Here is a 24,444-nt window from a genome sequence, read left to right as displayed (position 1 = left end):
ATGACCGTGTCTGGACCCCTCTCCGACGTCCTCGTGGTCGACCTCTCGCGCGCCCTGGCCGGGCCGCACGCGACGATGATGCTGGCCGACCAGGGGGCCCGCGTCATCAAGGTGGAGGCACCGGGGCGCGGCGACGACACCCGCGGCTGGGGTCCCCCCTTCGTCGGGGAGCAGGGCGGGCGCGAGTCGACCTACTTCCTCTCGGCCAACCGCAACAAGGAGTCGATCACCCTCGACCTCAAGGACGAGGCCGACCGGGAGGTGCTGCTCGCCCTCGTCGACCGGGCCGACGTGCTCGTCGAGAACTTCCGCACCGGCGTTCTCGAGCGCCTCGGCCTCGGCATCGAGTCGCTGATGGAGCGCAACCCGCGGCTCGTCGTCCTGTCGATCACCGGCTTCGGGCACGACGGGCCGGAGGGCGGTCGCGCGGGCTACGACCAGATCGCCCAGGGCGAGGCCGGGCTGATGTCGCTGACCGGCTCCGGCCCCGACGACCCCCAGCGCGTCGGCGTGCCGATCGCCGACCTGCTCTCCGGCATGTACGGCGCCTACGGCGTGGTGGCCGCGCTCAACGAACGACACCGGACCGGTGTGGGAACCGTTGTGCGCACCTCGCTCCTCGCGGCCGTCGTCGGCGTCCACGCCTTCCAGGGCACCCGGTGGACGGTGGCCGGCGAGGTGGGCCGGTCGGCCGGCAACCACCACCCGTCGATCGTGCCCTACGGCCTGTTCCACTGCCGCGACGGCTCGGTGCAGATCGCGGTGGGCAGCGAGGGCCTGTGGCAGCGGCTGTGCGCGGCGTTCGGGCTCGACCCGGCGGCAGAGGGCATGGCGACCAACGCCGACCGCGTCGCCAACCGGGGCCGTGTCGTCGCGGCCGTGGAGGCCATCTTCGCCGAGTGGGACGCCGAGCCGCTGCTCGCCCGTCTCGCCGAGGTCGGCATCCCGGCCGGCAAGGTCCGCACCCTTGACGAGGTGTACGCGTGGGAGCAGACGGCGAGCCAGGGCCTGCTCGTGGAGGTCGAGCACTCGACCCTCGGACAGCTCACCCTGCCGGGGCCGCCGCTGCGCTTCTTCGCCGGCGACGGCACCGAGGTCACCCGGCGCGACCACGAGGCGCCGCCGACCCTCGACGAGGACGGCGCTGCCATCAGGGCCTGGCTGAAGGAGCAGTGATGGCGCGCAGGCCGTGGACCGCGCACGAGCTGCTCGACCTCGTGCTCGACGCCGGGTCGTTCCACTCGTGGGACGCGCCGATCGACATCAGCAGCCAGCCCGAGGCGTACCGGCTCCAGCTCGAGGCGGCCGCCGCGAAGGCCGGCACCGACGAGTCGGTCCTGACGGGGCGAGGTCTCGTGCGGGGGCGTCCGGTGGCGGTCGTGGTCAACGAGTTCCGCTTCCTCGCCGGGTCGATCGGGCGGGCAGCCGCGCAGCGGATCACCGCGGCGGTCCGGCGGGCCACGGTAGAGGGCCTGCCGGTGCTGGCCTCGACCGCCTCCGGTGGCACGCGGATGCAGGAGGGGACGCCGGCGTTCGTCGAGATGGTCGAGATCTCGCGGGCCCTGATGGCCCACCGGGCGGCGAAGCTGCCCTACCTCGTGCAGCTCCGGCACCCGACGACCGGCGGCGTGTATGCGTCGTGGGGCTCGCTCGGGCACGTGACCGTGGCCGAGCCCGGCGCCCTGGTGGGCTTCCTCGGGCCGAAGGTCTTCGAGGCGCTCAACGGCGGGCCCTTCCCCACCGGTGTGCAGACGGCCGAGAACCTCGCCGCCAAGGGTGTGCTCGACGCCGTCGTGGCCGCCGAGGAGCTGCCGATGCTCGTCGACCGGGCGCTCGGCGTGCTCGTCGACGGACCCACGCTGCCGCGGCTGGCGCGACGGGAGGGCGAGCCGAGCGGGCACCTGTCGGCGTGGGAGTCGATCGAGGTGACGCGGCGACCCGACCGCCCCGGTGTGCGCGAGCTGTTGCGCCATGGGGCCAGCAGCACGCTGCGGCTCAACGGCACCGACGAGGGCGAGCGCGACGCCACGATGCTCGTGGCCCTGACCCGTCTCGACGGCCAGCCGTGCGTGCTCGTCGGGCAGGACCGCTCGCGTCAGTCGCCGGAGACGCCGATGGGCCCCGGGGCGCTGCGCGAGGCGCGCCGCGCCATGCGCCTGGCAGAAGAGCTGGGGCTACCGCTCGTCACCGTCATCGACACCCCCGGTGCAGAGCTGTCGCAGCACGCGGAGGAGGGCGCGATCGCCGGCGAGATCGCCCGCTGCATCGCGACGCTGACGACGATGACGGTACCGACCGTGTCGGTGGTGCTCGGGCAGGGCTGCGGGGGCGGAGCGCTCGCGCTCCTGCCGGCTCGCGAGGTCATCGCGGCCGAGCACGCCTGGCTCTCGCCGCTGCCGCCCGAGGGGGCGAGCGTCATCGCTCACGGCGATGTGTCGCACGCAGCCGAGATGGCCCAGGTGCAGCAGGTCGGAGCGGTCGACCTGGCGACCCGAGGCATCGTGAGCCGCATCGTGCCGGAGCCGGCCGACGACACCGCCGTCGGCCTGGCGCTCGCCGTCGTCGCGGAGTGTGCCGCGGCCCTGCGCCGGCAGACCCATCCAGACGAGACAGAGAGCCCGGTGCTCGCGGACCGTCCCGCCTGACGCCGCTACGTCAGTGAACCGGCAGGCGACTCACTGACCTAGGGGCTTGCCGTCGATGCGTCGCATCGACCCAGCCACGGCGGGGTGTCGGTGGCCACGGTCGGTCTCCGACCGCGACGATCCCGCCACGGCGGCCCCTCGGTGGTCGAGGCCGGCACCTGCGACGGTGATCTCAGCGGAAGCGGGCGGCGAACTCGCCCGGGGTGAGACCCGTCACCGTGCGGAAGTCGCGCGTGAAGTGGGCCTGGTCGGCATAGCCGAGGTCGACCGCGATCCCGGCCAGCTCGGCGTCTGTGTCACGGAGCCGGTCGGCGGCCTCCTGGAGCCGGCGCCTGCGGATCAGCCACTTGGGGCCGAGCCCGATCCGCTTGTGCAGCAGGCGTTGCAGCGTGCGCTCGCCGATGTCGAACCTGGCGCAGAGGTCATCGACCCGCAGCAGCTCCGGTGAGCTCTCGACGTGCTCCACGATCGCGTTGACGAACCGCCCCTCGTCGTCGACCGGCAGGAGTGGCCTGAGGGCGTCCTCCACCACCTCGCGAGCCCGGGCCTGCGCGTCAGGGGAGTGCGGGTCGGTGCCCATGGCAACGCGGACCTCTCGGGTGACTGACGAGCCGTCCAGCGTCGGGAGGGTGGCCACGTCGACGAAGCGGTCGGTCATCCGGCGCACCGGCTCACCCGTCAGCAGGTGCCCGGCGGCGGGCTGGAGCATGAGGCCGACCGCCCAGCCGCGGCCGGTGAGCATCGTGTGCGACAGCCCGGACACCACGCCGTAGAAGCGGGCGTAGCTGTCCGAGACGACGAGGAGGCACACGGGGTACTGCAGGACCCGCTGCACGGAGTCGAGCCCCTCCGGCACGTCCCAGACCGGCATCCAGAACCGGCGCGCCAGCTCGGTCAGGTCGGGGGAGACCGATGCCCGGGCGATCGACCACGTCCGGTCGGTGGGGTCGACCAGGTGCGCGCGCTCGATGTCGTCGCGAGCCGCCGTGCGGCCCTTCCCGGAAGGCGTCGTCACCTGTCGGAAAGTATCAAGACGCACGGACGGCGGGCTTCCTACCGTGAGGACATGACCTCTTCTCCCACGACCACCGACGTCCTCGACACCTACACCCGCCTCGCCGACGCCTTCGGAGCCGTCGTCGACCGCGTCCCGACCGACCAGTGGGATGCCCCCAGCCCGTGCGAGGGCTGGAGCGCCCGCGACGTGCTCGCCCACGTGGTGACGAGCCAGCGCGCCTTCCTCGCCGACCGCGGGCTCGACGCCAGGACGGCCCACCACCTCGACGTCGACGACCCGGACGGCAGCAGCACGGACCTGCGCGCGGCCTGGCACGCCCACGACGCACGGATGCGTGAGCTCCTCGCCGACCTCGCCGTCGCGGGCCTGGAGTACGACGGCTTCTTCGGCCGCACCACGGTGGGCCGGACGATCGTCGCCTTCCACGGCTTCGACCTCGTCGTGCACCGCTGGGACCTCGCCACGGCCGCCGGCCTCGACGAGCGCCTCGCCGGCGACGAGCTCGAGATGCTGGAGCGCTCGGCCGACGGCTTCGGCGAGCACCTCTACGACGACGGCGTGTGTGCGCCGGCCGTGCCCGTCCGCGACGGCGCCGACCGGCAGGAGCGCCTGCTCGCGCGCCTGGGTCGGCGCACGCCCGCGAGGAGCTGAGCGGTCAACGCGCCCAGAGGTACTCGACCTCCGGGCGCCCCGCACCGGCATACCGCGACCGGCGCAGGACGACCTTGGTCTCGCAGAGGTGTTCGGCGTAGCGTCGGGCAGTGACCCGGCTGACGCCGAGCACCTCGCCGAGCTCGCTGGCCGAGCGCCCGCCGTCGGCCTCACGCAGCACTCGTGCCACCCGGGACAGCAGCTCCTCGCCCATCCCCTTGGGCAGCCGCGGCTCACCGGCCACCCGCGCGCTGGCGAAGACCTCGTCGACCTCGGCCTGGGTGCCCACCTGCGTGCCGCCGGTGAGCTGCTCGCGGTACGAACGGTAGGCGAGCAGCCGGTCGCGGAGGGTCGCGAAGACGAAGGGCTTCAGGAGGTACTGCACGATCCCGAGCGACACTGCGGCGCGGACGATCTCGAGGTCGCGGGCCGACGTGACAGCGATGACGTCGGCTCGGTGCCCGGCGGCGCGCATGGCGCGCACCACGTCGAGGCCGTGCCGGTCGGGGAGGTTCATGTCCAGCAGGACGACGTCGATCTCCTTGTCCTGCAACGTCTTCAGTGCAGCCTGTGACGTCCCGACCGTCGCCACCACCTCGAACCCCTCGACCCGACCGACGTATGCCGTGTGGGCCTCCGCCGCCACCGGCTCGTCCTCGACGACGAGGACCCGCAGCCCCCCGGTCCGTGCCGAGTCAGCCACGACGAGCCTCCGCCCGCGAGGCGGCCACGGGCAGGCGGACCGTGAACGTGGCTCCCGGCGGCCCCGTGACCCGGAGGTCCCCGCCGAGGCGCTCGACGGTCTGGGCGACGAGGGCGAGGCCGATCCCGCGCCGGCCGGCACTGCCCTGCTCCTTGGTCGACCAGCCGCGCCGGAAGGCGTCCTCGACGCCACCGGGCGGCAGGCCCGGCCCGTCGTCGGAGACCTGGAGGACGGCATACGCCCCCTCGACGCGGGCGTCGAAGCACACGTGCCGGTCCGGCCGGACGGTGCCGGGCCTCCCGGGCTCGTCGACGACCGCGTCGAGGGCGTTGTCGATGAGGTTGCCCACGATCGTGACCACGTCGCGGGTCGGTGCCACGTCGCGCGGCCAGTGCGCGCCCGGCTCGATCTCGAAGGCGATGCCCCGCTCGTGCGCCTCGGCCGCCTTGCCGAGGAGCAGCGCGGTGAGCACCGGTTCGTCGACGGAGCCGACCACCCTGTCGGTGAGCAGCTGCGACACCTGCAGCTCCTCGGTCGCGAAGTCGAGGGCCCGTTCGGTGTGGCCGAGCTCGATGAGGCTGACGATCGTGTGGAGGCGGTTGGCCGACTCGTGGGCCTGCGAACGCAGCGCCTCCGTGAGGCCCCGCGCCGAGTCCAGCTCGCCCGTCAGGGCCTCGAGGTCCGTGCGGTCGCGCAGCGTGGCCACGTGGCCGAGCAGCCGTCCCCCCCAGCGGGCCGGGCCGCGGTTGAGCACGATCACCCGCGCCGAGGTCACGTGCAGCTCGTCCTCGTGGGTCGACTCGTCGGTCAGCGCGGTGGTCAGCGCCGGGCCGAGGCCGAGGTCGGTGACGCGCCGGCCCACGGCGTCGGCGGGCAGGGACAGCAACCGCCTCGCCTCGTCGTTGGCGAGCCGCAGACGGCCGTCGAGGTCGGTGATGACCAGGCCCTCGGACACGGCGTGCAGGACGGCGTCGTAGTACTCGTACATCTCCCGCAGCTGGCGCTCGCCGAGGCCGTGGGTCTGGCGGCGGATGCGCCGGGAGACGAGCGCCGTGCCGAGCCCGGTGAGCAGGGCGGCGACGAGCCCGGCGAGCAGCAGGCCCGGCAGCTGGGCGCGCACCCGCTCCCCGACGGCGGCCTTGCGGATGCCGACCGACACGAGGGCGACGACCTTCCCGCGGTCCTCCACGGGCACCACGACACGCGAGGAGGGGCCGAGCGTCCCGGTGTAGTCCTCCTCGACGACCCCGCCGGTCAGGGCCTCCTCGGTGTGCCCGATGAACCTCTTGCCGATCTGTCTCGGGTCGGGGTGGGTGTAGCGGATCGCGTCGCGGCTCATCACGACCACGAAGTCCGTGCCCGTCTGCCTGCGCACGCGTTCGGCATACGGCTGCAGCACCGCGGACGGGTCCGGGCCCTCGACCGCCTTGACGACGCTGGGCGTCGCCGCCAGCGTGCGCGCCACCGCGAGCGCCCGGGCGATCGCCTGCTGGTCCCCGGCGCGCTGCGCCTGGCCGTACGCCCCGACGAGCCCCGCGGCGACGACGAGCACCGCGATGAGCACCTGCAGCGCGAAGGTCTGGCCCGCGACGCTCCACCGTGCCGGGGCCCCGAGCGCCCGCCTCGCGGCCGTACCTGTACGCGAGAGCGAGCTCAACGGCATACAAAACGCCGCAAGAACTCAATGAACACAAAGGTGACCCTAGCCACCCGCCGCGGCAGCCTCGTCACATTCCCCGGTCCCGTGCCCAGCGCGGGGCCCTGCCAACGGAGGTCACCGTGAGTTCCACCGCCGACAGCGCCGTCGACGCCCAGCCGGGCGCGACCCCGAAGCGCGACCGCACCCATTTCCTCTACATCGCCGTCATCGTGGCGATGGTCGCCGGCATCCTCGTCGGCTGGGCCTTCCCCGAGGTCGGCAAGAGCCTCAAGCCCCTCGGGACCGGGTTCGTCAACCTCATCAAGATGATGATCACGCCGATCATCTTCTGCACGATCGTGCTCGGCATCGGGTCGGTCCGCAAGGCCGCCCAGGTCGGCAAGGTCGGCGGTCTCGCCCTCGGCTACTTCATCGCCATGTCGACCGTCGCCCTGGGCATCGGGCTGGTCGTCGGCAATATCGTCAAGCCGGGCTCGGGCCTCAACCTCACGGCGGCCGTCGCCAAGTCCGGCCAGGCACAGATCGCGGAGAAGTCCGAGGGCGCCGTCGAGTTCGTCCTCGGCCTCATCCCCGACACGCTCGTCTCCGCCCTGACGTCTGGCTCGGTGCTGCAGGCGCTGCTCATCGCGCTGCTCGTCGGCTTCGCACTGCAGAGCATGGGCCGCGCCGGCGAACCGATCCTCCTCGGGGTCAAGCACCTCGAGCGCCTCGTCTTCCGCCTCATGGCGATGGTCATGTGGGTCGCCCCGATCGGCGCCTTCGGCGCCATGGCGGCTCTCGTCGGCGCCACGGGCATCGGCTCGCTCAAGAGCCTGGGCCTGCTCATGCTCGCCTTCTACGCGACGTGCGCGATCTTCGTCTTCGCCTTCCTCGGCAGCATCCTCAAGCTGGTCACGGGGATCAACGTCTTCTCGCTCTTCCGCTACCTCGGCCGCGAGTTCCTCCTCATCCTGTCGACGTCGTCGTCCGAGTCGGCCCTCCCGCGCCTCATCGCCAAGATGGAGCACCTCGGCGTCTCCCGCCCGGTCGTCGGCATCACCGTGCCGACCGGCTACTCGTTCAACCTCGACGGCACCGCGATCTACCTGACGATGGCGAGCCTGTTCATCGCCGAGGCGATGCAGAAGCCGTTCAGCATCGGCCAGCAGATCGGCCTGCTCGTCTTCATGATCATCGCCAGCAAGGGCGCCGCGGGCGTCAGCGGCGCCGGCCTCGCGACCCTCGCCGGGGGCCTGCAGTCGCACCGCCCCGACCTGGTGCCCGGCGTCGGCTTCATCGTCGGCATCGACCGCCTCATGAGCGAGGCCCGTGCCCTGACGAACTTCGCCGGCAACGCCATCGCCACGGTCCTCATCGGCACCTGGGTCGGCGAGATCGACCGCGACAAGGCCGCCCGGGTGCTCTCCGGCGAGGACCGCTTCGACGAGGCCAGCATGGTCGACTCCGAGCAGGAGCCGCGGTCCGGCGAGCTGCCCACCGGCCCGACCAGCGGCACCGCCGGCAACGAGCCCGAGCTCGCCGGGGTCCGCTGACCGGCCCGCTCCACGCGTCCCTCGAAAGGCCACGAACCTGTCCCGGTTCGTGGCCTTTCGGGCGTGTGCCGTGTCACACCGACCCCCTGAGCGGCCCACCCGTTTTGCGTTCGGACGCCCTCCTTCGGCAAAGTGGTCCCTTCGGCAACTTTGAGTGAACGTAACGTGAGGAGACGGACGGCACCTTCGTCGGGTGCCGTTCATGACGTATGACTGAACTGACCAAGAGTCCCGACGACACGCTGCACCCCGCGCTAGAGCCACCACCGGTGAACCACGAGGACGCCCCGCCGTCCCGGGTCGACAAGGTCGTCTTCGGGGTCGCGGCCGCCGTGGCCATCGCCTTCGTCCTGTGGGGAGCGCTCAGCACGCAGACCCTGAGCGCGAGCGCCTCCGCCGGCCTCGACTTCGTCGTGCACAACACGGGGTGGCTCTTCTCGCTCGTCGCGTCGGGCTTCGTCGTCTTCGTGGTGTGGTTGGCCGCGAGCAAGTACGGCAACATCCCGCTCGGCGGGGACGGCGAGGCGCCGGAGTTCCGCACGTCGTCGTGGGTGGCGATGATGTTCTCGGCCGGCATGGGCATCGGCCTGATGTTCTACGGCGTCACCGAGCCGCTGACCCACCTCGTCAAGCCGCCGCCCGGCACGGGCGCCGCCGGCAACCCGGCGGCCGTACAGACCGCAATGGCGACCACGATGTTCCACTGGTCGCTGCACCCGTGGGCCATCTACGCCGTCGTGGGTCTCGCCGTCGCGTACGGCGTGTTCCGCAAGGGCCGCTCGCTGCTCATCAGCTCGGCCTTCGCCCCGCTCTTCGGCGAGCGGCGCGCGAACGGTCCGGCCGGTCGCGTCATCGACATCTTCGCGATCTTCGCGACGCTCTTCGGGTCGGCGACCTCGCTCGGCCTCGGCGCGCTGCAGATCGGCTCCGGCCTGCAGCTCGTCACCGGCATCGGCAAGATCGGCAACGCGGTGCTCATCGCGATCATCGTCGTGCTGACGATCTGCTTCATCCTCTCGGCCGTCTCGGGCGTCGCCAAGGGCATCCAGTGGCTCTCCAACGTCAACATGGTGCTCGCGCTCGCGCTGGCCCTGTTCGTCTTCGTCGTGGGCCCGACGGTCTTCATCCTCAACCTCGTCCCGACCACCATCGGCTCCTACTTCAAGGACCTGGCGATGATGTCGGCGCGCACCGACGCCGCCGGCGGAAACGGCATGAAGGAGTGGCTGGCCGGCTGGACGATCTTCTACTGGGCGTGGTGGGTCAGCTGGACCCCGTTCGTCGGCATGTTCATCGCGCGCATCTCGCGTGGCCGCACGATCCGCCAGTTCGTCTCCGGTGTGCTGCTCGTGCCCTCGGTCGTCTCGCTGATCTGGTTCGCCATCTTCGGCGGCGCCGGCATCTCCCAGCAGCAGGCCGGCAAGGACATCGCCGGCCAGTCGACGCCGGAGGGCTCGCTCTTCGCGATGCTCGGCAACCTGCCCTGGCCGACCGTCACGGCGATCGTCGTCATGCTCCTGGTCGCGATCTTCTTCGTCTCCGGTGCCGACGCGGCCTCGATCGTCATGGGCACGCTGTCCGAGAAGGGCACGCTGGAGCCCTCGAAGAAGACGGTGATCTTCTGGGGCGCCGCCACCGGTGCGGTCGCGGCGGTGATGCTGCTCATCGGCGGTGAGGACGCCCTGTCGGGCCTGCAGAACGTCACGATCGTGGCCGCCCTGCCCTTCCTCGTGATCATGGTCGGGCTGGCCGTCGCGCTCGTGAAGGACCTCTCGCGCGACCCGCAGGTCGTGCGCAGGCAGTATGCCGTCGCCGCCGTCGAGCACGCCGTCGTCGCGGGTGTCAGCGAGCACGGCGACGACTTCTCCCTGACGGTCCAGGAGACCGCGCCGGGCGAGGGCGTCGGGGAGATGGTGCAGACCGAGCCGGTCGAGGCCAAGGACGTCGAGACCTCGCACGACCAGCAGAGCGTGGCCGACGTCGTCGACGACGAGACCTCGAAGGTCGGCGCATCGATGCGGCTCTGACCGCACCGTGCTCAGCCGAGCGCCGCGTCACCCCTCCGGGGTGGCGCGGCGCTCGTGCGCCCGACGCGGCCCGGGTCGGGCCGTTCTGCGTTCGGTCGCCGACAGATCGTCGGACCGAACCAGCATCGCGGGCGTGGCCACGGCCGCCCTCGAGGAGCGGCACCGCTGAAGGCAGTGGCATCGGCTCGATGGAGCAGGCGCAGGAGCGACAGCGGTGGTTCGATACTGGAGCCGTGAGCTCATCCGTGCTGAGTGCGCTGCTGCTCGTTCTGGTGGTCGCGGCCGTCAGCGTGTGGGTGCTGGAGGATGCCCAGGCCCAGCTGGAGCGCGGTCGGCCCGTCGTCGCAACCCTCGGCGAGCTCACGATCGACAGGCCGAACGTGTGGGCGGCCCTGTGCCTTCTGGCCCTGGTGCTGTTCCTCCCGCTGTACCTGGTGGCTCGACGGGCCGGGTAGCCCCGATCGCGTCCCCAGCGTCCGCTGGTGTCGACGCGCATGACAGGGCCTCGTCGTCCAGTGCCGCGAAGGCCAGCCCGGTCCGGGCAACACCAAGGTCGCCCAGACCCGGCTGGAGGTTCGCCTCGCGCACGCGCTCATCGGGCGCTCTGCGGGCAGCTCAGCCCTTCTCGCGCACGTGCGCGAGACCGGGAAGGGTTCGAGTCCCTTCGAGACGCACCGACTCCAGGGCGCGGGGTGAAAGGCCGAGCAGGGCCAGGATGGTCGGGGCCACCTGCGTGGTCTCCACCGGCGCCGCGACGCGGTGGCCGCCGCCGAGCAGGGTCGCCGGCGCGATGAGGATCGGGACGTTGCGGTCCTGCCAGTCGGCGCCGCCGTGCTCGGCGATCTTCTTGGTGCCACCGGTGGAGACGACCCCGTGCTGGGCGATCCCGACGACGTCGGGGTGACGGGGCTCGGACCGCGGCACGCCGAAGTACGCCGCCGCGCTCGCGCCTGCATAGGCCGCGGACAGGCCGCTCGAGCGAAGGGTGCGACGGCCCGAGGGCAGGACGGTCCCGCTCGCCGGGTGGGTGAGCAGGTAGCGCCGGACGAACGCGGTGGCAGCGGTGCTGCGGTCAGACGTCCAGATCAGCATGCCGTCGTCGTCGGAGGCTGCGGCCACCAGCGGCGCGGCCTTGGGGTGGGTCCCGGCCCAGCCGGCGTTGATGGCGTCGATGATCGGGCCGTCGTCGATCCGGGTGAGTGCGGTCGGGTCGGTGGGCGACTGACCGTGCTTGGCGGTGAGGATGATCGACGTCGAGCGCGCGAGGCCGTCGGCAGCGAGGCGGGACTCGAAGGCCCCGACCGACCTGTCGACCAGGTCGAGGGACGCGGTCAGGAGCGGGCCTGGCTCGCGTCCTCCGGGCAGGTAGCCCCCGGAGGCGCCGTCGGAGGAGGGGAGCTTCTGGGCGGTTGAGACCGACTGGAAGTTCAGGCCGAAGACGGCCGGCGTCCCCACGGACCGCCTGCCGGAGTGGTCCTTGCCGTCGATCTCGTTGAGCACGGCGCGCACCTTGTACCCGTCGTACTGGCGGGTCTTCGCGTTGTCCGTCGTCCAGTCGCCGCCGCCGGGTGCGTCGGAGTTGATCTCCGGGGTGAACAGGTCGTCGACGCCGGTGCCGGAGGGCCCGTTGACCAGGTCGTAGGCCGAGTGCTTGTCCGACCAGGCGTGCGCAGGCTGGCACGCCTGACGACCTCGAAGAGCGTGTTCACCTCCAGGTACGAGTGCGGGTAGACCGGCCGGCACGTGGTGGGGTCGACGGGCATGGCTGCCGGGTTGAGCAGCGCGACCGGATTCCCCGTCATCGACAGGATCGAGGAGGGCAGGCCCGACAGGCCCTGCCCCGCGTCGAGCGAGGCCGGATCGCGGTCGAGGCTCTCGTCGTAGGCCACGTTCGCCCCGGCGGGGGTGTGGGCGCAGTCGGCGGTGCCGGGAGCCAGGAGCGCGTGGTTGTAGCTCACGTCGTAGTAGACGCCCGTGGAGCGGGGGTTGCCGCCGGTGACCAGGGCGGTCATGCCGGGGAACGAGTCCGAGGGGAACGGGGTCTGCGCGCGCGTGTAGTCGGTGCCCGACCGCGACAGCCGGGCGAGCGCGGACGTCGGGTGGTGGCGGACGTACCAGCTGAGGTCGCTCTGGTGCAGGCCGTCGACGGAGATGAGGAGCACGTGCTTCTGGGCCGAGTGAGCGGAGTGGGCGGACCGGGGTGGCCCGCCGCCGTGTGAGGCCTGGGCGGAGCTGGCTGTCGCCACGGCGGCAACCGCGAGGGCGGTTGCGCCGCAAACGGCGACGTACTTGACGGGGGAGTTCATGAGGCACCTTTCGGTGGGTCGGTGGCCTGAGGACAGCGTCTTCGGACGACTACCAGTGGTCTCAAGGCAGGCTGGGCCGAGGCTGCGACGGCCGCAAACGGGGCATGATCTCTCCACGGCGACTGGCGGACGTCGAGGTGAACGCGGAGCCCCGCCGGCGCGGCGGCATACGGTAGGGCCGTGAACGGCGTCGTCGTGGTGGAGGGACGTGCGGGCTCGGTGGTGGGCGCGAGGACCCGCGGCGTCGCCGCCTGACGATGGCGCTGCACTCGGTCGAGGGCCTGCTCGACAGCGCCGCGGACGCCGAGGTCCGCCGCGAGTGGGCGGTCCTCGCCGAGGCGCAGTTGCCCAGCCAGGCCGGGCACGCCGGCCCGACCAACGCCCCGCACATCACCCTCTCGGCCGCCGGCCTGGTGCCCGACGCGGTGGAGACCGCGCTGTGCCGGGCCCTCTCGGGACTGGTGCCGGTGCCGGTGCGCCTCGGTCCGCTCGTCGTCATGGGGACCCGCCGGCACGTGCTCGCCCGGCTCGTCGTGCCCAGTGCCGCGCTGCTGGCCCTGCATCGGACGGTCGCGCAGGCGATGACGGGAGCCACCGACGTCTCCGAGCTCGTCCACGTGGACCGCTGGACCCCGCACGTGACGCTGGCGCACGGGCTCACCGCCGCCCAGGTCGGCGACGCGCTCGCGGTCCTCGGGTCGCTGCGGGGGGTGGACGCGGCGATCGAGACGCTGCGGCGCTGGGACCCCGTCGCTCGGCGCACGTGGGCCGTCAGCGGCATACCTACGATGGGTCCATGAGCCTCGAACTCGGCCTCGACACGTTCGGCGACATCGCCGAGGGTCCCGACGGCGTCCCGCTCCACCCCGCAACGGTGATCCGGGAGGTGCTGGCCGAGGGCGAGCTGGCCGACCGGCTCGGCCTCGACTTCTTCGGCGTCGGCGAGCACCACCGCGACGACTACGCCATCAGCGCCCCCGACGTCGTGCTCGCCGGGCTCGCCGGCCGCACGGAGCACATCCGGCTCGGCACGTCCGTCACCGTCCTGTCGAGCGACGACCCGATCCGCGTCTTCCAGCGCTTCTCCACGCTCGACGCGGTCAGCAACGGCCGGGCCGAGATCACGGTGGGGCGGGGATCGTTCGTCGAGTCGTTCCCGCTCTTCGGCCTGGACCTGGCCGACTACGAGACGCTCTTCGAGGAGAAGCTCGACCTGCTCGCGGCCATCGTCAAGGAGCAGCCCGTCCGCTGGGAGGGCTCGATCCGGCCGCCCGTGCAGGTCGAGAAGGTCATGCCATCGACGGAGTCCGGGCACCTGCCCATCTGGGTGGGCGTCGGCGGCACGCCGCAGTCGGTGGTCCGGGCCGCGCACTACGGCTTCCCGATCGTCATCGCGATCATCGGCGGCTCGGCGCGCCAGTTCGCGCCGCTCGCCGACCTCTACCGCCGGGCCCTGTCCGAGATGGGCAAGCCGGAGCTGCCGATCGGCGTGCACTCGCCCGGGTACGTCGCCGCCACCGACGAGCAGGCGCGCGAGGAATTCATGCCGCACTTCCTGCCGTACATGAACAAGCTCGGCCGCGAGCGCCGCTGGGCCCCGATGGGCCGCGAGCAGGCCCTGCAGCAGCTCGGCCCGGGTGGCGCAGTCTACTGCGGCTCGCCCGACACCGTCGCGGCCAAGATCGTCGACACCGCGCAGGTGCTCGGGCTCTCGCGCTTCCAGCTGAAGTACTCCTTCGGCACCCTGCCGCACGCCCAGCGGATGGAGTGCATTCGCCTCTACGCCGAGGAGGTCGTCCCGCGCGTGCGCGCGAAGCTCGGCGACGGCTGACGTGCGGATCCTCCTGCTGGGCATGGGCTCCCGCGGTGACGTGCATCCCCTCGTCGCGCTCGGGCAGCGCCTCCGGCGGCGTGGGTATGCCGTCTCGCTCTCCGCGGCCGCCGACCTCGGTCACGTCGTGGCGGGCAGTGGTGTCGACTTCGAACCGCTGTCGTTCGACCTCGAGGGGCCGCTGCGCGAGGGGTCGGGGCGCGAGTCGCTGCGCGGCTCGGCGTGGACCCAGGTGGGTGAGGCCAGGCTCATGCGGCAGGTCATGGCGGCGACGGCCGAGGCATTGGCCGCCGACATCGGCCGGCTCGTCGAGGAAGCGGACGCCGTCGTGTCCGGGGCGCTGACCTTCGACCTCGTCGACGCGCTGCTGTCCCCGAGCGGTGGTCGGGGTGGCCGCCCGGCGAAGCCGCACCTCTACGCCGTCTTCGCGCCGGTGTGGCCCAGCGCGCACGGAAGCTCCGTGGCGTTGGCCCTCCGACCGGGTGCAACCTCGAGTGTGAACCTCGCCTGGAGCAACCTCGCCGGACGGGTGGCCCTCGACCTCTTTCGGCCTGCGGGCGACCTCGTGCGGGAGCGAAAAGGCCTGCCACGACGGCGCTTTCGCGACTACGCCGCGGCGGCCGAACGCACGCCGACCCTGCTCGGCGCCAGCCCGAGCGTCGTGCCCCCCGCAGCGGACTGGCCGCCCGCGCTGCGGCAGACCGGCTTCTGGGTGCGTGACGATGTCGGTGGGTCGCTGGACGACGAGCTGGAGGCGTTCCTGGCGGTGGGCGAGGCGCCGGTGTTCGTCGGGTTCGGGTCCATGCCGACGCCTGACCCCGCCGGGCTGGTGCGCGACGCCGTCGGCGTCCTGGGTCGGCTGGGGCTGCGCGGGGTGGTCAGCGAGGGCCTCGCGGGTCTGTCGGTCGGGCACCTGCCCGACGAGCACCTGCCCGTCGGGCACCTGCCCGTCGGGCACCTGCCGGGCGGCGGCGTTCCGGAGGTCCTCGGCATTGGACCCGCTCCGCACGACGTGCTCTTCCCCCGGTGCTCGGTCGTCGTCCACCACGGCGGCGCGGGCACCACTGCGGCCGCCGTCCGCGCCGGGGTGCCTCAGGTCGTCGTCCCGCACGCCGCCGACCAGCCCTACTGGGGCCGGAGGATGGCCGACCTCGGGGTGGCCCCACCGCCGATAGCGCGCAAGGACCTGACGGCCGCCCGACTCCAGCGGGCGCTCGAGCTCGCCCTGTCCGCGCGAGCCCGCGAGGCGGCATACGCCCTCGGTGAGCGTGTCCGGGCCGAGGACGGAGCCGGCGACGCCGCCCGCCTCGTCGACGACCATCTCAGGGGAGGCGTCTAGATCGTCGCGGCGAGCTCGGTGGCCTGCCGGATGGCGCGCTTGGCGTCGAGCTCGGCTGCGACGTCGGCGCCGCCGACGACGTGGACCCTGACGCCGCGCGCGACGAGCTCGGGACCGAGCGTGTCGACCGACTCCTGGCCGGTGCAGACGACGATGGTGTCGACGTCGAGCACCCGCGGGTCGGTGCGGTCCTCGCCGTGGGTGATGTGCAGGCCGGCGTCGTCGATGCGCTCGTAGCTCACCCCGACGTGGTGGTGGACTCCCTTGGCCTTCAATGCTGCCCGGTGCACCCAGCCGGTGGTCTTGCCGAGCCCCTTGCCGATCGGGGTGCTCTTGCGCTGGAGCAGGTGCACCTCCCGCGGGGACGGGGTCGGCTGCGGCTCGACGAGTCCTCCACGGGAGGCATCCGGCTCACCGACACCCCACTCCGCCATCCACTGCTCGACCGTCAACGGCGACTCCGCGTGCGTGAGCAGCTCGCTGACGTCGACGCCGATGCCGCCCGCGCCCATCACGGCCACGCGCCGACCGAGCGGTGCCTCGCCCCGGATCGCGGCGGCGTACGTGACGACCTTGGGGTGGTCGATCCCCGGCACGTCGGGAAGGCGCGGCTCGACCCCGGTCGCGACGACCACCTCGTCGAAGCCGGTGAGGTCGTCGACCTCCGCCCGGCGGCCGAGGTGCACCTTGACCTCGCCGAGCTCGAGCCGCCGGCGGAAGTAGCGGATCGTCTCGGCGAACTCCTCCTTGCCGGGGATGCGCATGGCGAGCGCGAACTGGCCGCCGAGGTCGTCGCCGGCCTCGAACAGCTCGACGCGGTGGCCTCGGTCGGCGAGGGACGTGGCCGCGGCCAGCCCTGCCGGACCGGCCCCGACGACGGCGATGTGCTTGGAGCGGCGGGTCGGCGCGAGGACGAGCGTCGTCTCGCGGACGGCGCGCGGGTTGACGAGGCAGGTGGCCGTCTTCTTCGCGAAGGTGTGGTCGAGGCAGGCCTGGTTGCACGCGATGCAGGTGTTGATCTCGTCGGCGCGGTCGCCGGCCGCCTTGGCGACCCAGTCGGGGTCGGCGAGGAAGGGCCGAGCCATCGACACGAGGTCGGCGCTGCCGTCGGCGATGACGCGCTCGGCGAGGTCGGGCATCGAGATGCGGTTGGACGTGACGACGGGGATGGTGACGTGCGGCCGCAGCTTCGCGGTGACGCCGGTGAAGGCGCCGCGCGGCACCGACGTGACGATCGTCGGGACCCGCGCCTCGTGCCAGCCGATGCCGGTGTTGAGGATCGTCGCGCCGGCCGCCTCCACCTCGTGGGCGAGCGCCACGACCTCCTCCCAGCACTGGCCGTCGGGCACGAGGTCGAGCATCGAGAGGCGGTAGACGAGGATGAAGTCGGGCCCCGCCGCCTCACGCACGGCGCGCACCACCTCGACGGCGAGGCGTCGACGGTTCTCGGCCGAACCGCCCCACTCGTCGGTGCGCCGGTTGGTGCGGGGCGCGAGGAACTGGTTGAGCAGGTAGCCCTCGGAGCCCATGATCTCGACACCGTCGTAGCCGGCCTCGCTCGCCAGGCGGGCACAGCGGGCGTACGCCGCGACCGTCCTCCCGATGCCGCGCTCGCTGAGCGCGCGGGGGGCGAACGGGGAGATCGGCGACTTCACGGCCGATGCGGAGACGGCGAACGGGTGGTAGGCGTAGCGGCCGGCGTGCAGGATCTGCAGGGCGATCTTGCCGCCCTCGCGGTGCACGGCGTTCGTGATGACCCGGTGGCGGCGCGCCTGCCGCCCGGTGACGAGCACGGAGCTGCCCGGGTACAGCGCGCCGGCGAGGTTCGGCGCGAAGCCGCCGGTGACGATGAGGCCGACCCCGCCGCGGGCCCGCTCGGCGTAGTACGCGGCCAGCCGGTCGAAGTCCCTGACCCGGTCCTCGAGGCCGGTGTGCATCGAGCCCATGACGACGCGGTTGCGCAGCGTCGTGAAGCCGAGGTCGAGCGGTTCGAGCAGGGAGGGGTATGCCGTCGTCACCCGCCCGAGGGTAGCCGCCGGTTACCACCCGGTAGCCGTCCGCGCGGCGCGGGTCACAGTGGGTGAGAATGACGAGGTGAGCGATCTCGAGCACCTGGACGTCCTCGTCGTCGGAGCCGGCCTGTCCGGCGTCGGTGCCGGCTACCGTCTGTCGACGACGAGCCCGTCCCGCACCTGGGCGATCCTCGAGGCCCGGGACTCCCTGGGCGGCACGTGGGACCTCTTCCGCTACCCCGGGGTGCGCTCCGACTCCGACATGATGACGCTCGGCTTCCCCTTCGAGCCGTGGACCGACCCCGACGCCATCGCCGACGGGCCCAAGATCCTCGACTACCTCAGGGCAACCGCCGACAAGCACGGCCTCACCGAGCGGATCCGGCTCGTCCACAAGGTGGTTGCTGCCGACTGGTCGAGCGAGGATGCGCGCTGGACGGTGACGGTCGAGCGTGGGGGAGCCGGCGCGGGAAGGCGAGCGCAGCTGACGTGCTCGTTCCTCTACCTGTGCAGCGGCTACTACGACTACGACCGGCCGCATGACCCGCAGCTCCCTGGGATCGGTGAGTTCGGGGGCCGGGTCGTCCACCCGCAGTTCTGGCCGGACGACCTCGACGTGAGCGGGCGCAAGGTCGTCGTCATCGGCTCGGGCGCCACGGCCGTCACGCTCGTGCCGGCGCTCGCCGACCGCGGCGCCGACGTGACGATGCTCCAGCGCACCCCGACCTGGATCGCGTCGTTGCCGCGCCAGGACCGGGCGCGCGATGTCCTCCAGAGGGTGCTGCCGGGGCGGATCGCCGGGACGGCCGCCCGCTACAAGAACGTCCTCGGCACCATGGGCGTCTACGAGCTGAGCCGCCGCCGGCCGGCCGTCATGCGGTCGCTGCTCGCCAAGGGCGCCGCGAGGTCGCTCGGGTCGACCGACCTCGTCGCCGACCACTTCACGCCGACCTACGACCCGTGGGACCAGCGCCTGTGCGTCGTGCCCGACGGCGACCTCTTCGCCGCCGTACGCGGTGGGCGGGCCCACGTCGTCACCGACACGATCGAGACGTTCGTGGCACACGGCATACGGCTGGGCTCGGGGCGTGAGCTGGGCGCCGACGTCGTCGTCACCGCGACGGGTCTGCGGATCAAGCTCGCCGGCGGCATCGCCCTGCGCGTGGACGGGCAGGAGCGCGCGACCGGTGACCTCACCGTCTACCGGGGGCTGATGTTCGCCGATGTGCCCAACCTCGCCGTGTGCGTGGGCTACGTCAACGCGTCGTGGACGCTGCGCGCCGACCTTGCCAGCCGCTACGTCTGCCGGCTGCTGAACCACATGGAGCAGCACGGCTGGCGGGTGGCGACGCCCCGGGCGCCCGGCGGGATGGAGGGCCGGCCGCTGCTGCCGCTCGCCTCCGGCTACGTCCAGCGGGCCGCCGCCGAGCTGCCGCAGCAGGGTGACGGCGCGCCGTGGCTGATGCGGCAGAACTACCTGCTCGACCGGCGCGACATGCTCCGCGGTGACGTCACCGAGGCCATGGCGTTCGCGCGCTGAGCCATGCGTTGCGCGGTGCTGGGTCTGGTGGGCGTGCTGGCCGCCGCTGGCTGCACGGCGGCCGCGCCGCCGGCGGGCCGATCCTCCTCAGCGTCCGCCGTCGACACCGCGGCGGCGGTGCGGCGGCTCCCGGCTGCGCCGCAGATGACGCCCGTCGACCCACTGAAGTGCTCCACGACGACGGTCCGCGGCCCGTGGTCCGGTCCTGTGAAGGTCGAGGGCCGCTGGAGGCCGGACCCCGATGCCCTGCCGGACGAGACTGTCACCGTCATGCGCGGACCCGATGCTGACTCCTGTGCCGGTGACCTGCCTCCGCAGCCGTACTGCTCCCAGGCGATTCCGTGGACGGGCCTGTCCGTCGACGCCCTGCTCCACGCCTCCGGTGCGCAGCGGTGGGTGAGCTCGGCCGTCCCGGGCCCCGACGGGCGCCGCTCCGGTGCGCCACGAGACCCCTACCGTGTGCCCCGGACTATGACCTACACCGTCATGACGCCGCGCCCGGGTGGACGGCTGACCATCGGCCCCGCCCTCGCCGCGGGGGCCGCCGCCTGCGCGAACACCACTGAGAGCAGCGCCGGCAGCACGACCGTGCTGCGCGGCACGAGCGTCGACCGTTGGGCGCCGGCGACGGGTGGGCCGCCGTCGACGGCGACGTTCCTGGCCGTCATCCGACCGGACGGCGCTGCGTGGGCGCTGCTGGGAGGTCCCGTCTGGCAGGCGAGGGACATCGAATCGGCGACCGTCGCCCTCAAGGCAGCGCTCGCTCGCTCCGGCTCGGAATCCGGAGTGCCCAGGGCCCCGTCGCTCCCTGTGCATTGAGTCTTCACGTGACCCAGCCACGGCCGGAGAGGGTCGGGCCCTCGGGGCCCTGAGTCACGTCACGACCCAATGCGCAGGGCGAGGCGGGGGCGTCAGCTGCTGCCGTGGCGCCGCGCTGCGTCACGGCCGTCACCGCGTCCGGCTCGACGGGCCTGCACCAGGTGCCGGGACGAGTGCGCCACGAACGAGCTGCGCTGCCGGATCAGGCGGTCCAGCTCGCCGGGACGGCCACGGTTGCGGTCCACCGAGAAGTTCCGGCAGCACGTCGGCCTCGCCGACCCATGGGCCCATCCTGCCAAGCCGACCGCCGGGCGCGGTGCCAGGCGTGCGCTTCTCTCGTCCAGTGGGTACGAGCCAGCCATGAGCGACTCGAACACACCTTCGAACAACCAGGGCACCGGCAGCAGCGAAGACGTCATCGGCGGCACTGCCGGCGACTCCACCATCAAGGACCCCGAGGACTGGGTGACCGGTGGCGAGGCGATGACCGGCGCGCAGCGCAGCTACCTCGAGACGCTGGCGCGCGAGGCGGGTGAGACGCTGCCGGCCGACCTGACCAAGGCGCAGGCCTCCGAGCACATCGACCGGCTCCAGGCCGAGACCGGCCGAGGCGTCAGCGAGGGTCGCACCGAGGGCCACGGCAGCGAGGTCTGAGCCCGGGCCCGAAGTCCCACGCCGAGGTCGCCGGGCCGCCCGGGGTCAGGTGACCTCGAGGCGCCCGGAGACCCGACCCTCGGCGGCCAGCGCGCGTAACCGGGTGACCGTGCGGTCGCGAACCGTCCAGGGGTCGATGGTGTTGACGTAGATCCTCGTGTTGCCCTCGAAACCGGCGGGGGTCGAGACGCGCCACTTCACCAGGGCCCGCAACGGGATCGGCAGGCCCAGCGACGGCGGGCCGTGGTGCCACTCCTCGTTGGTCGGCACCTCGGGGCCGGTGGCCGCGTGGCAGGCATGCAGCAGGTCGGAGAAGTCGCGCACCTCGTCCTCGGAGAGCTCCCACGGGCGCGCCGTCGTGTTCGAGGTGTGCACGGCGAGGGCCGGGTACTGGTGCCCGACCCCTGCGAACGCCACGGCGGTCGGCGTGCGCGCGACGACGAGCCCTCTGGCCGAGGCGAAGTCCGCGCCCCAGCGGGTGAAGAGCTCGGGCTCCTGCTCCAGCCGGGCGGCCTCGCGCTCGAGGTCCGTGCCGAGCTCGTCGATCGCGACGAGCTGCTTGTGCAGGTGGTCGAACGACGCGCCTGCCGGCCGTAGCCAGTTCTGGAACGCCGCGACGTAGCGGGCGTGCGGGTTGCCGCGGTAGAGGTCGCGGACAGCCTCGATCGTGAACCGCGTGTACTCGCAGTGCTCCTCGGGCGTCAGCGTCCCGGACCCGGCGTTCTGCGAGTCGTCCGTCGCGCCGTCGACGAAGTGCCGTCGCGCGGCGACGACCTGGTGGTTGCCGGCGAAGAGCGCGACCGACTCGCGCTCGAGGTCGCGCTCGTCGAACGGCTCCGTGTCAGCCCCCTCCGCGCCGCGGGCACGCATCCGGATGCGCGCCAGCGCGGTCACGTGGTCCCAGCCGAGCGGCGTCGAGAGGTAGGCCGCCCGGTGCGCCCGTGACTCCGGCGTGGGGTCGAAGCCGTGCACCAGGTGCCAGTAGTCGTAGGTGAGGATCTCGAAGAGGTTGGGGAAGAGCCGGAACTCCGGCGTCGTGTCGCCCAGCTGCTCGGCCAGCAGCCCGCGCAGCTCCCGCCACCGCGGGCCCTCCGCCAAGTCGTCCGCCGAGCCGCTGGCCGAGCCGTCCGTCGCGCACTCCCGCACGACGCGTGCGATCTCGGGCGGCGTCTCGAGCATCCGGCCCCAGCAGAAGGCGCAGTGGCGATCGCGGTCGGCGGGATCGAGCGGGCGGGGGCTGGACCGCGCCACCGCGAGGGGACGGGCCGCGCGGCCCGGAAGCGTCCACACCTTCGTGCCGCTGATCGGGTTGACCTGCTTGACGGTTCCGTCGGGAAGTCGCACCAGGGGCTCGATCACGCTTTCAGCCTAGGTCTCGGGTCGGCCCGGCGCGTCGACTAGCGTCGGGACGTGCCCGACCACGCCACCGCAGCCCTCCCGTACCGCGACGCGTCCCGCTCCGTCGAGGAGCGCCTCGAGGACCTGATCGGACGGATGACGCTGCCGGAGAAGGTCGGGCAGATGCTGCAGCTCGACGCGCGCGGCGACCTCACCGACATCGTCCACGGCAAGCTGGCCGGCTCGATCCTGCACACCTCGCCCGAGCGCATGCACGAGGCCATGGCCCTGGCGGGGCAGACGCGTCTCGGCATCCCGCTGCTGACCGCCGACGACTGCATCCACGGCCACTCCTTCTGGCCGGGCGCGACGATCTTCCCGACGCAGCTGGCCATGGCGGGCTCGTGGGACCCGGAGCTCGTCGAGCGGGCCGCCCGCGCCACCGCCGTCGAGGTCTCCGCGACTGGCGTGCACTGGACGTTCTCGCCGGTGCTCTGCATCACGCGTGACCTCAGGTGGGGTCGCGTCGGCGAGACCTTCGGCGAGGACCCGCACCTCATCGGCGAGCTCGGCGCGGCGATGGTCCGCGGCTACCAGGGCGACGGGCTCGCCGACCCGACGGCGATCCTTGCCTGCGCCAAGCACTTCGCCGGCTACTCCGAGACCCAGGGCGGCCGTGACGCGAGCGAGGCCGACCTCAGCCGCCGCAAGCTGACGTCGTGGTTCCTGCCGCCGTTCGAACGCGCGGTGCAGCAGGGTTGCCGCACCTTCATGCTCGGCTACCAGGCCATCGACGGCGTGCCGGTGACCGCCAACGGCTGGCTGCTCGACGAGGTGCTCAAGGGCGAGTGGGGCTTCACCGGAACGCTGGTCACCGACTGGGACAACGTCGGCCGAATGGTCTGGGAGCAGAAGGTCTGCGCCGACGACGTCGAGGCCGCGACCGTCGCCGTCCGTGCCGGCAACGACCTCGTCATGACGACCCCCGCCTTCTTCGAGGCCGCGCAGGAGGCCGTCGCCCGCGGCCTGCTCGACGAGGGCCAGATCGACGAGGCCGCCCGCCGCGTGCTCCGGCTCAAGCTCGAGCTCGGCCTCTTCGAGAACCCCCGCCCGCCGGACCTCGAGCGCCAGCGCCTCGTCATCGGCTCCGCCGAGCACGCCGCCCTCAACCTCGAGGTCGCCCGCCGCTCGCTCGTGCTCCTGACCAACGACGGCTCCCTGCCGTATGCCGTTCGCGACGCCCCCCGCACCGTGGCCGTCCTCGGCCCCAACGCCGACGACCCCCAGGCGAACCTCGGCGACTGGGCCGGTGCGTCGGGCCAGGTCGACTGGATGCCCGACGGGCACCCCCGCGAGACGGTCGAGACCGTCCTGGACGGCTTCCGCGCCGTCGTGCCGTCGAGCTGGACGGTCACCCACGCCCGCGGCGCCGAGATCGAGACGCTCGTGCCGGACCCGGATGGCCCGCTCTTCCCCGACGGCCAGCCGCGGCCGCCCGTCTTCGCCCCGGCGCCGGTCGACCGCGACCAGCTCACCGAGGCCGTCGCCACCGCCCGGGCCGCCGACCTCGCCGTCGTGGTCCTCGGTGACACGGTCGCCCTGACGGGAGAGGGCCGCTCGACCGCCACTCTCGAGCTCCAGGGCGGACAGGTGGCCCTCCTCGACGCTGTCGTCGACGCGCTCGCCGACACCGACATCCCCGTCGTCGTCGTGCTGCTCCACGCCAAGCCGAACGTCCTGCCGCAGAGCGCGCTGCGCGCCGCAGCCGTCATCGAGGCCTTCAGCCCAGGCATGCGCGGCGGCCGGGCCGTCGCCGAGCTCGTCCTCGGCCAGATCGAGCCCGCGGGACGCCTGCCGGTCTCGGTGCCGCGCCACGTCGGCCAGCAGCCGAGCTACTACAACCAGGTCCGCGGCCAGCACGGCCACCGCTACGCCGACCTCACGCAGGAGCCGCAGTTCGTCTTCGGCGAGGGCCTGTCGTACACGACCGTCGAGTGGTCCGCCCTCACCCTGGAGGCCCTGCAGCTGGGGCCCGAAGACGTCCTGCGCGCGGAGGTCACGCTGGCCAACACGGGTCGGCGGCCGGCATACGAGGTCGTGCAGGCGTACGTGACCGACGTCATCACGAGCGTCACGTGGGCGACCAAGGAGCTCAAGGCATTCCGGCGCGTCACCGTGCCAGCGGGGGAGTCCGTCACGACACGGATCGAGATCCCCGCCTCCGCCTGCTCGATCGTCGACGCCGCGGGTCGCCGCGTCGTCGACCCCGGCGAGTTCGAGCTCGCCGTGGGACCGAGCTCACGCGACTCCGACCTCCTGCGTGCCCGCTTCACCATCACTCCCGCGCCTGCCGCCAACTAGGGTCGCAG

At 72.7% G+C, this 24,444-nt stretch carries 19 protein-coding genes and 1 pseudogene; 13 read left to right on the top strand and 7 right to left on the bottom strand.

The window, feature by feature from the left end:
• Both LQK93_RS07170 and LQK93_RS07165 read left to right on the top strand, forming a co-directional pair.
• Complete coding sequence (locus LQK93_RS07170; RefSeq protein ID WP_374970854.1) at positions 1-1,176, top strand: CaiB/BaiF CoA transferase family protein; 1,176 nt, start codon at positions 1-3, stop codon at positions 1,174-1,176.
• Positions 1,176-2,645, top strand: a complete 1,470-nt coding sequence (locus tag LQK93_RS07165; protein ID WP_374970853.1) for a carboxyl transferase domain-containing protein — start codon at positions 1,176-1,178, stop codon at positions 2,643-2,645. Before LQK93_RS07170 ends, LQK93_RS07165 begins: the two co-directional genes overlap by 1 nt.
• Positions 2,646-2,817: 172 nt before the next feature.
• Here the strand turns inward: LQK93_RS07165 and LQK93_RS07160 are convergent, their stop codons facing one another.
• Positions 2,818-3,660 carry a helix-turn-helix domain-containing protein gene (locus LQK93_RS07160; RefSeq protein WP_374970852.1) on the bottom strand — a complete coding sequence of 281 codons (843 nt, stop codon included), beginning with the start codon at positions 3,658-3,660 and terminating at the stop codon, positions 2,818-2,820.
• Between the two features lie 51 nt (positions 3,661-3,711).
• On the opposite strand from LQK93_RS07160, the gene LQK93_RS07155 reads away from it, so the two are divergent.
• The gene (locus LQK93_RS07155; protein ID WP_374970851.1) at positions 3,712-4,314 is read left to right on the top strand and encodes a TIGR03086 family metal-binding protein; all 603 of its coding nucleotides are present in this window, start codon (positions 3,712-3,714) and stop codon (positions 4,312-4,314) included.
• 4 nt (positions 4,315-4,318) lie between these two features.
• Here the strand turns inward: LQK93_RS07155 and LQK93_RS07150 are convergent, their stop codons facing one another.
• On the bottom strand, positions 4,319-5,017 hold the full coding sequence (locus LQK93_RS07150; protein WP_374970850.1) for a response regulator: 699 nt from the start codon (positions 5,015-5,017) through the stop codon (positions 4,319-4,321).
• A complete protein-coding gene (locus LQK93_RS07145; protein WP_374970849.1) occupies positions 5,010-6,680 on the bottom strand; it encodes an ATP-binding protein in 1,671 nt (556 codons plus the stop codon). Before LQK93_RS07145 ends, LQK93_RS07150 begins: the two co-directional genes overlap by 8 nt.
• A 116-nt stretch (positions 6,681-6,796) precedes the next feature.
• On the opposite strand from LQK93_RS07145, the gene LQK93_RS07140 reads away from it, so the two are divergent.
• The 3 genes from LQK93_RS07140 (at position 6,797) to LQK93_RS07130 (ending at position 10,691) form a co-directional block, all read left to right on the top strand.
• Entirely contained in the window at positions 6,797-8,209 is a 1,413-nt protein-coding gene (locus tag LQK93_RS07140) for a cation:dicarboxylate symporter family transporter (protein WP_374970848.1), read from the top strand.
• A gap of 209 nt (positions 8,210-8,418) precedes the next feature.
• Complete coding sequence (locus LQK93_RS07135; RefSeq protein WP_374970847.1) at positions 8,419-10,236, top strand: BCCT family transporter; 1,818 nt, start codon at positions 8,419-8,421, stop codon at positions 10,234-10,236.
• A 233-nt stretch (positions 10,237-10,469) separates the two neighbouring features.
• Positions 10,470-10,691 carry a hypothetical protein gene (locus LQK93_RS07130; RefSeq protein ID WP_374970846.1) on the top strand — a complete coding sequence of 74 codons (222 nt, stop codon included), beginning with the start codon at positions 10,470-10,472 and terminating at the stop codon, positions 10,689-10,691.
• 160 nt (positions 10,692-10,851) lie between these two features.
• On the opposite strand, the gene LQK93_RS07125 is transcribed toward LQK93_RS07130, so the two are convergent.
• Both LQK93_RS07125 and LQK93_RS07120 read right to left on the bottom strand, forming a co-directional pair.
• On the bottom strand, positions 10,852-11,979 hold the full coding sequence (locus LQK93_RS07125) for an alkaline phosphatase family protein (RefSeq protein WP_374970845.1): 1,128 nt from the start codon (positions 11,977-11,979) through the stop codon (positions 10,852-10,854).
• A gap of 209 nt (positions 11,980-12,188) precedes the next feature.
• Positions 12,189-12,542, bottom strand: a pseudogene (locus LQK93_RS07120) (alkaline phosphatase family protein); the annotation flags it as partial.
• Positions 12,543-12,799: 257 nt separating this feature from the next.
• Between LQK93_RS07120 and LQK93_RS07115 the strand changes: the two are divergent.
• The 3 genes from LQK93_RS07115 to LQK93_RS07105 are packed head-to-tail and all read left to right on the top strand — an operon-like array spanning position 12,800 to position 15,712.
• Entirely contained in the window at positions 12,800-13,342 is a 543-nt protein-coding gene (locus LQK93_RS07115; protein ID WP_374970844.1) for a 2'-5' RNA ligase family protein, read from the top strand.
• Positions 13,339-14,373 (top strand): LLM class flavin-dependent oxidoreductase, encoded by a 1,035-nt coding sequence (locus LQK93_RS07110; RefSeq protein ID WP_374970843.1) that lies wholly within the window; start codon positions 13,339-13,341, stop codon positions 14,371-14,373. Before LQK93_RS07115 ends, LQK93_RS07110 begins: the two co-directional genes overlap by 4 nt.
• A 1-nt stretch (position 14,374) precedes the next feature.
• Complete coding sequence (locus LQK93_RS07105; protein WP_374970842.1) at positions 14,375-15,712, top strand: glycosyltransferase; 1,338 nt, start codon at positions 14,375-14,377, stop codon at positions 15,710-15,712.
• Here the strand turns inward: LQK93_RS07105 and LQK93_RS07100 are convergent.
• Complete coding sequence (locus LQK93_RS07100; RefSeq protein ID WP_374970841.1) at positions 15,709-17,730, bottom strand: FAD-dependent oxidoreductase; 2,022 nt, start codon at positions 17,728-17,730, stop codon at positions 15,709-15,711. The two genes, LQK93_RS07105 and LQK93_RS07100, sit on opposite strands and share 4 nt — an antisense overlap.
• 76 nt (positions 17,731-17,806) lie before the next feature.
• Between LQK93_RS07100 and LQK93_RS07095 the strand changes: the two genes are divergently transcribed.
• The 3 genes from LQK93_RS07095 (at position 17,807) to LQK93_RS07085 (ending at position 20,737) form a co-directional block, all read left to right on the top strand.
• Positions 17,807-19,264, top strand: coding sequence for a flavin-containing monooxygenase (locus LQK93_RS07095; RefSeq protein WP_374970840.1), 1,458 nt, complete (start codon positions 17,807-17,809; stop codon positions 19,262-19,264).
• Positions 19,265-19,279: 15 nt separating this feature from the next.
• A complete protein-coding gene (locus tag LQK93_RS07090; RefSeq protein ID WP_374970839.1) occupies positions 19,280-20,083 on the top strand; it encodes a hypothetical protein in 804 nt (267 codons plus the stop codon).
• 360 nt (positions 20,084-20,443) lie between these two features.
• Entirely contained in the window at positions 20,444-20,737 is a 294-nt protein-coding gene (locus LQK93_RS07085; protein ID WP_374970838.1) for a DUF3072 domain-containing protein, read from the top strand.
• A 45-nt stretch (positions 20,738-20,782) separates the two neighbouring features.
• On the opposite strand, the gene LQK93_RS07080 is transcribed toward LQK93_RS07085, so the two are convergent.
• Positions 20,783-22,096 (bottom strand): DUF4921 family protein, encoded by a 1,314-nt coding sequence (locus tag LQK93_RS07080; RefSeq protein ID WP_374970837.1) that lies wholly within the window; start codon positions 22,094-22,096, stop codon positions 20,783-20,785.
• Positions 22,097-22,147: 51 nt separating this feature from the next.
• On the opposite strand from LQK93_RS07080, the gene LQK93_RS07075 reads away from it, so the two are divergent.
• Positions 22,148-24,436, top strand: a complete 2,289-nt coding sequence (locus LQK93_RS07075) for a glycoside hydrolase family 3 N-terminal domain-containing protein (protein WP_374970836.1) — start codon at positions 22,148-22,150, stop codon at positions 24,434-24,436.
• Positions 24,437-24,444: the final 8 nt, after the last annotated feature.

This window comes from Terrabacter sp. BE26 (assembly GCF_041941675.1).
Classification (GTDB): domain Bacteria; phylum Actinomycetota; class Actinomycetes; order Actinomycetales; family Dermatophilaceae; genus Terrabacter.
This window is presented reverse-complemented; position numbering and strand designations above follow the sequence as displayed.

Bases quoted from the DNA above. Each gene is read 5' to 3' on its own strand.
- LQK93_RS07170 (WP_374970854.1), top strand. From the start codon at position 1: ATGACCGTGTCTGGACCCCTCTCCGACGTCCTCGTGGTCGACCTCTCG.
- LQK93_RS07165 (WP_374970853.1), top strand. From the start codon at position 1,176: ATGGCGCGCAGGCCGTGGACCGCGCACGAGCTGCTCGACCTCGTGCTC.
- LQK93_RS07155 (WP_374970851.1), top strand. From the start codon at position 3,712: ATGACCTCTTCTCCCACGACCACCGACGTCCTCGACACCTACACCCGC.
- LQK93_RS07145 (WP_374970849.1), bottom strand. From the start codon at position 6,680: ATGCCGTTGAGCTCGCTCTCGCGTACAGGTACGGCCGCGAGGCGGGCG.
- LQK93_RS07135 (WP_374970847.1), top strand. From the start codon at position 8,419: ATGACTGAACTGACCAAGAGTCCCGACGACACGCTGCACCCCGCGCTA.
- LQK93_RS07115 (WP_374970844.1), top strand. From the start codon at position 12,800: ATGGCGCTGCACTCGGTCGAGGGCCTGCTCGACAGCGCCGCGGACGCC.
- LQK93_RS07110 (WP_374970843.1), top strand. From the start codon at position 13,339: ATGAGCCTCGAACTCGGCCTCGACACGTTCGGCGACATCGCCGAGGGT.
- LQK93_RS07085 (WP_374970838.1), top strand. From the start codon at position 20,444: ATGAGCGACTCGAACACACCTTCGAACAACCAGGGCACCGGCAGCAGC.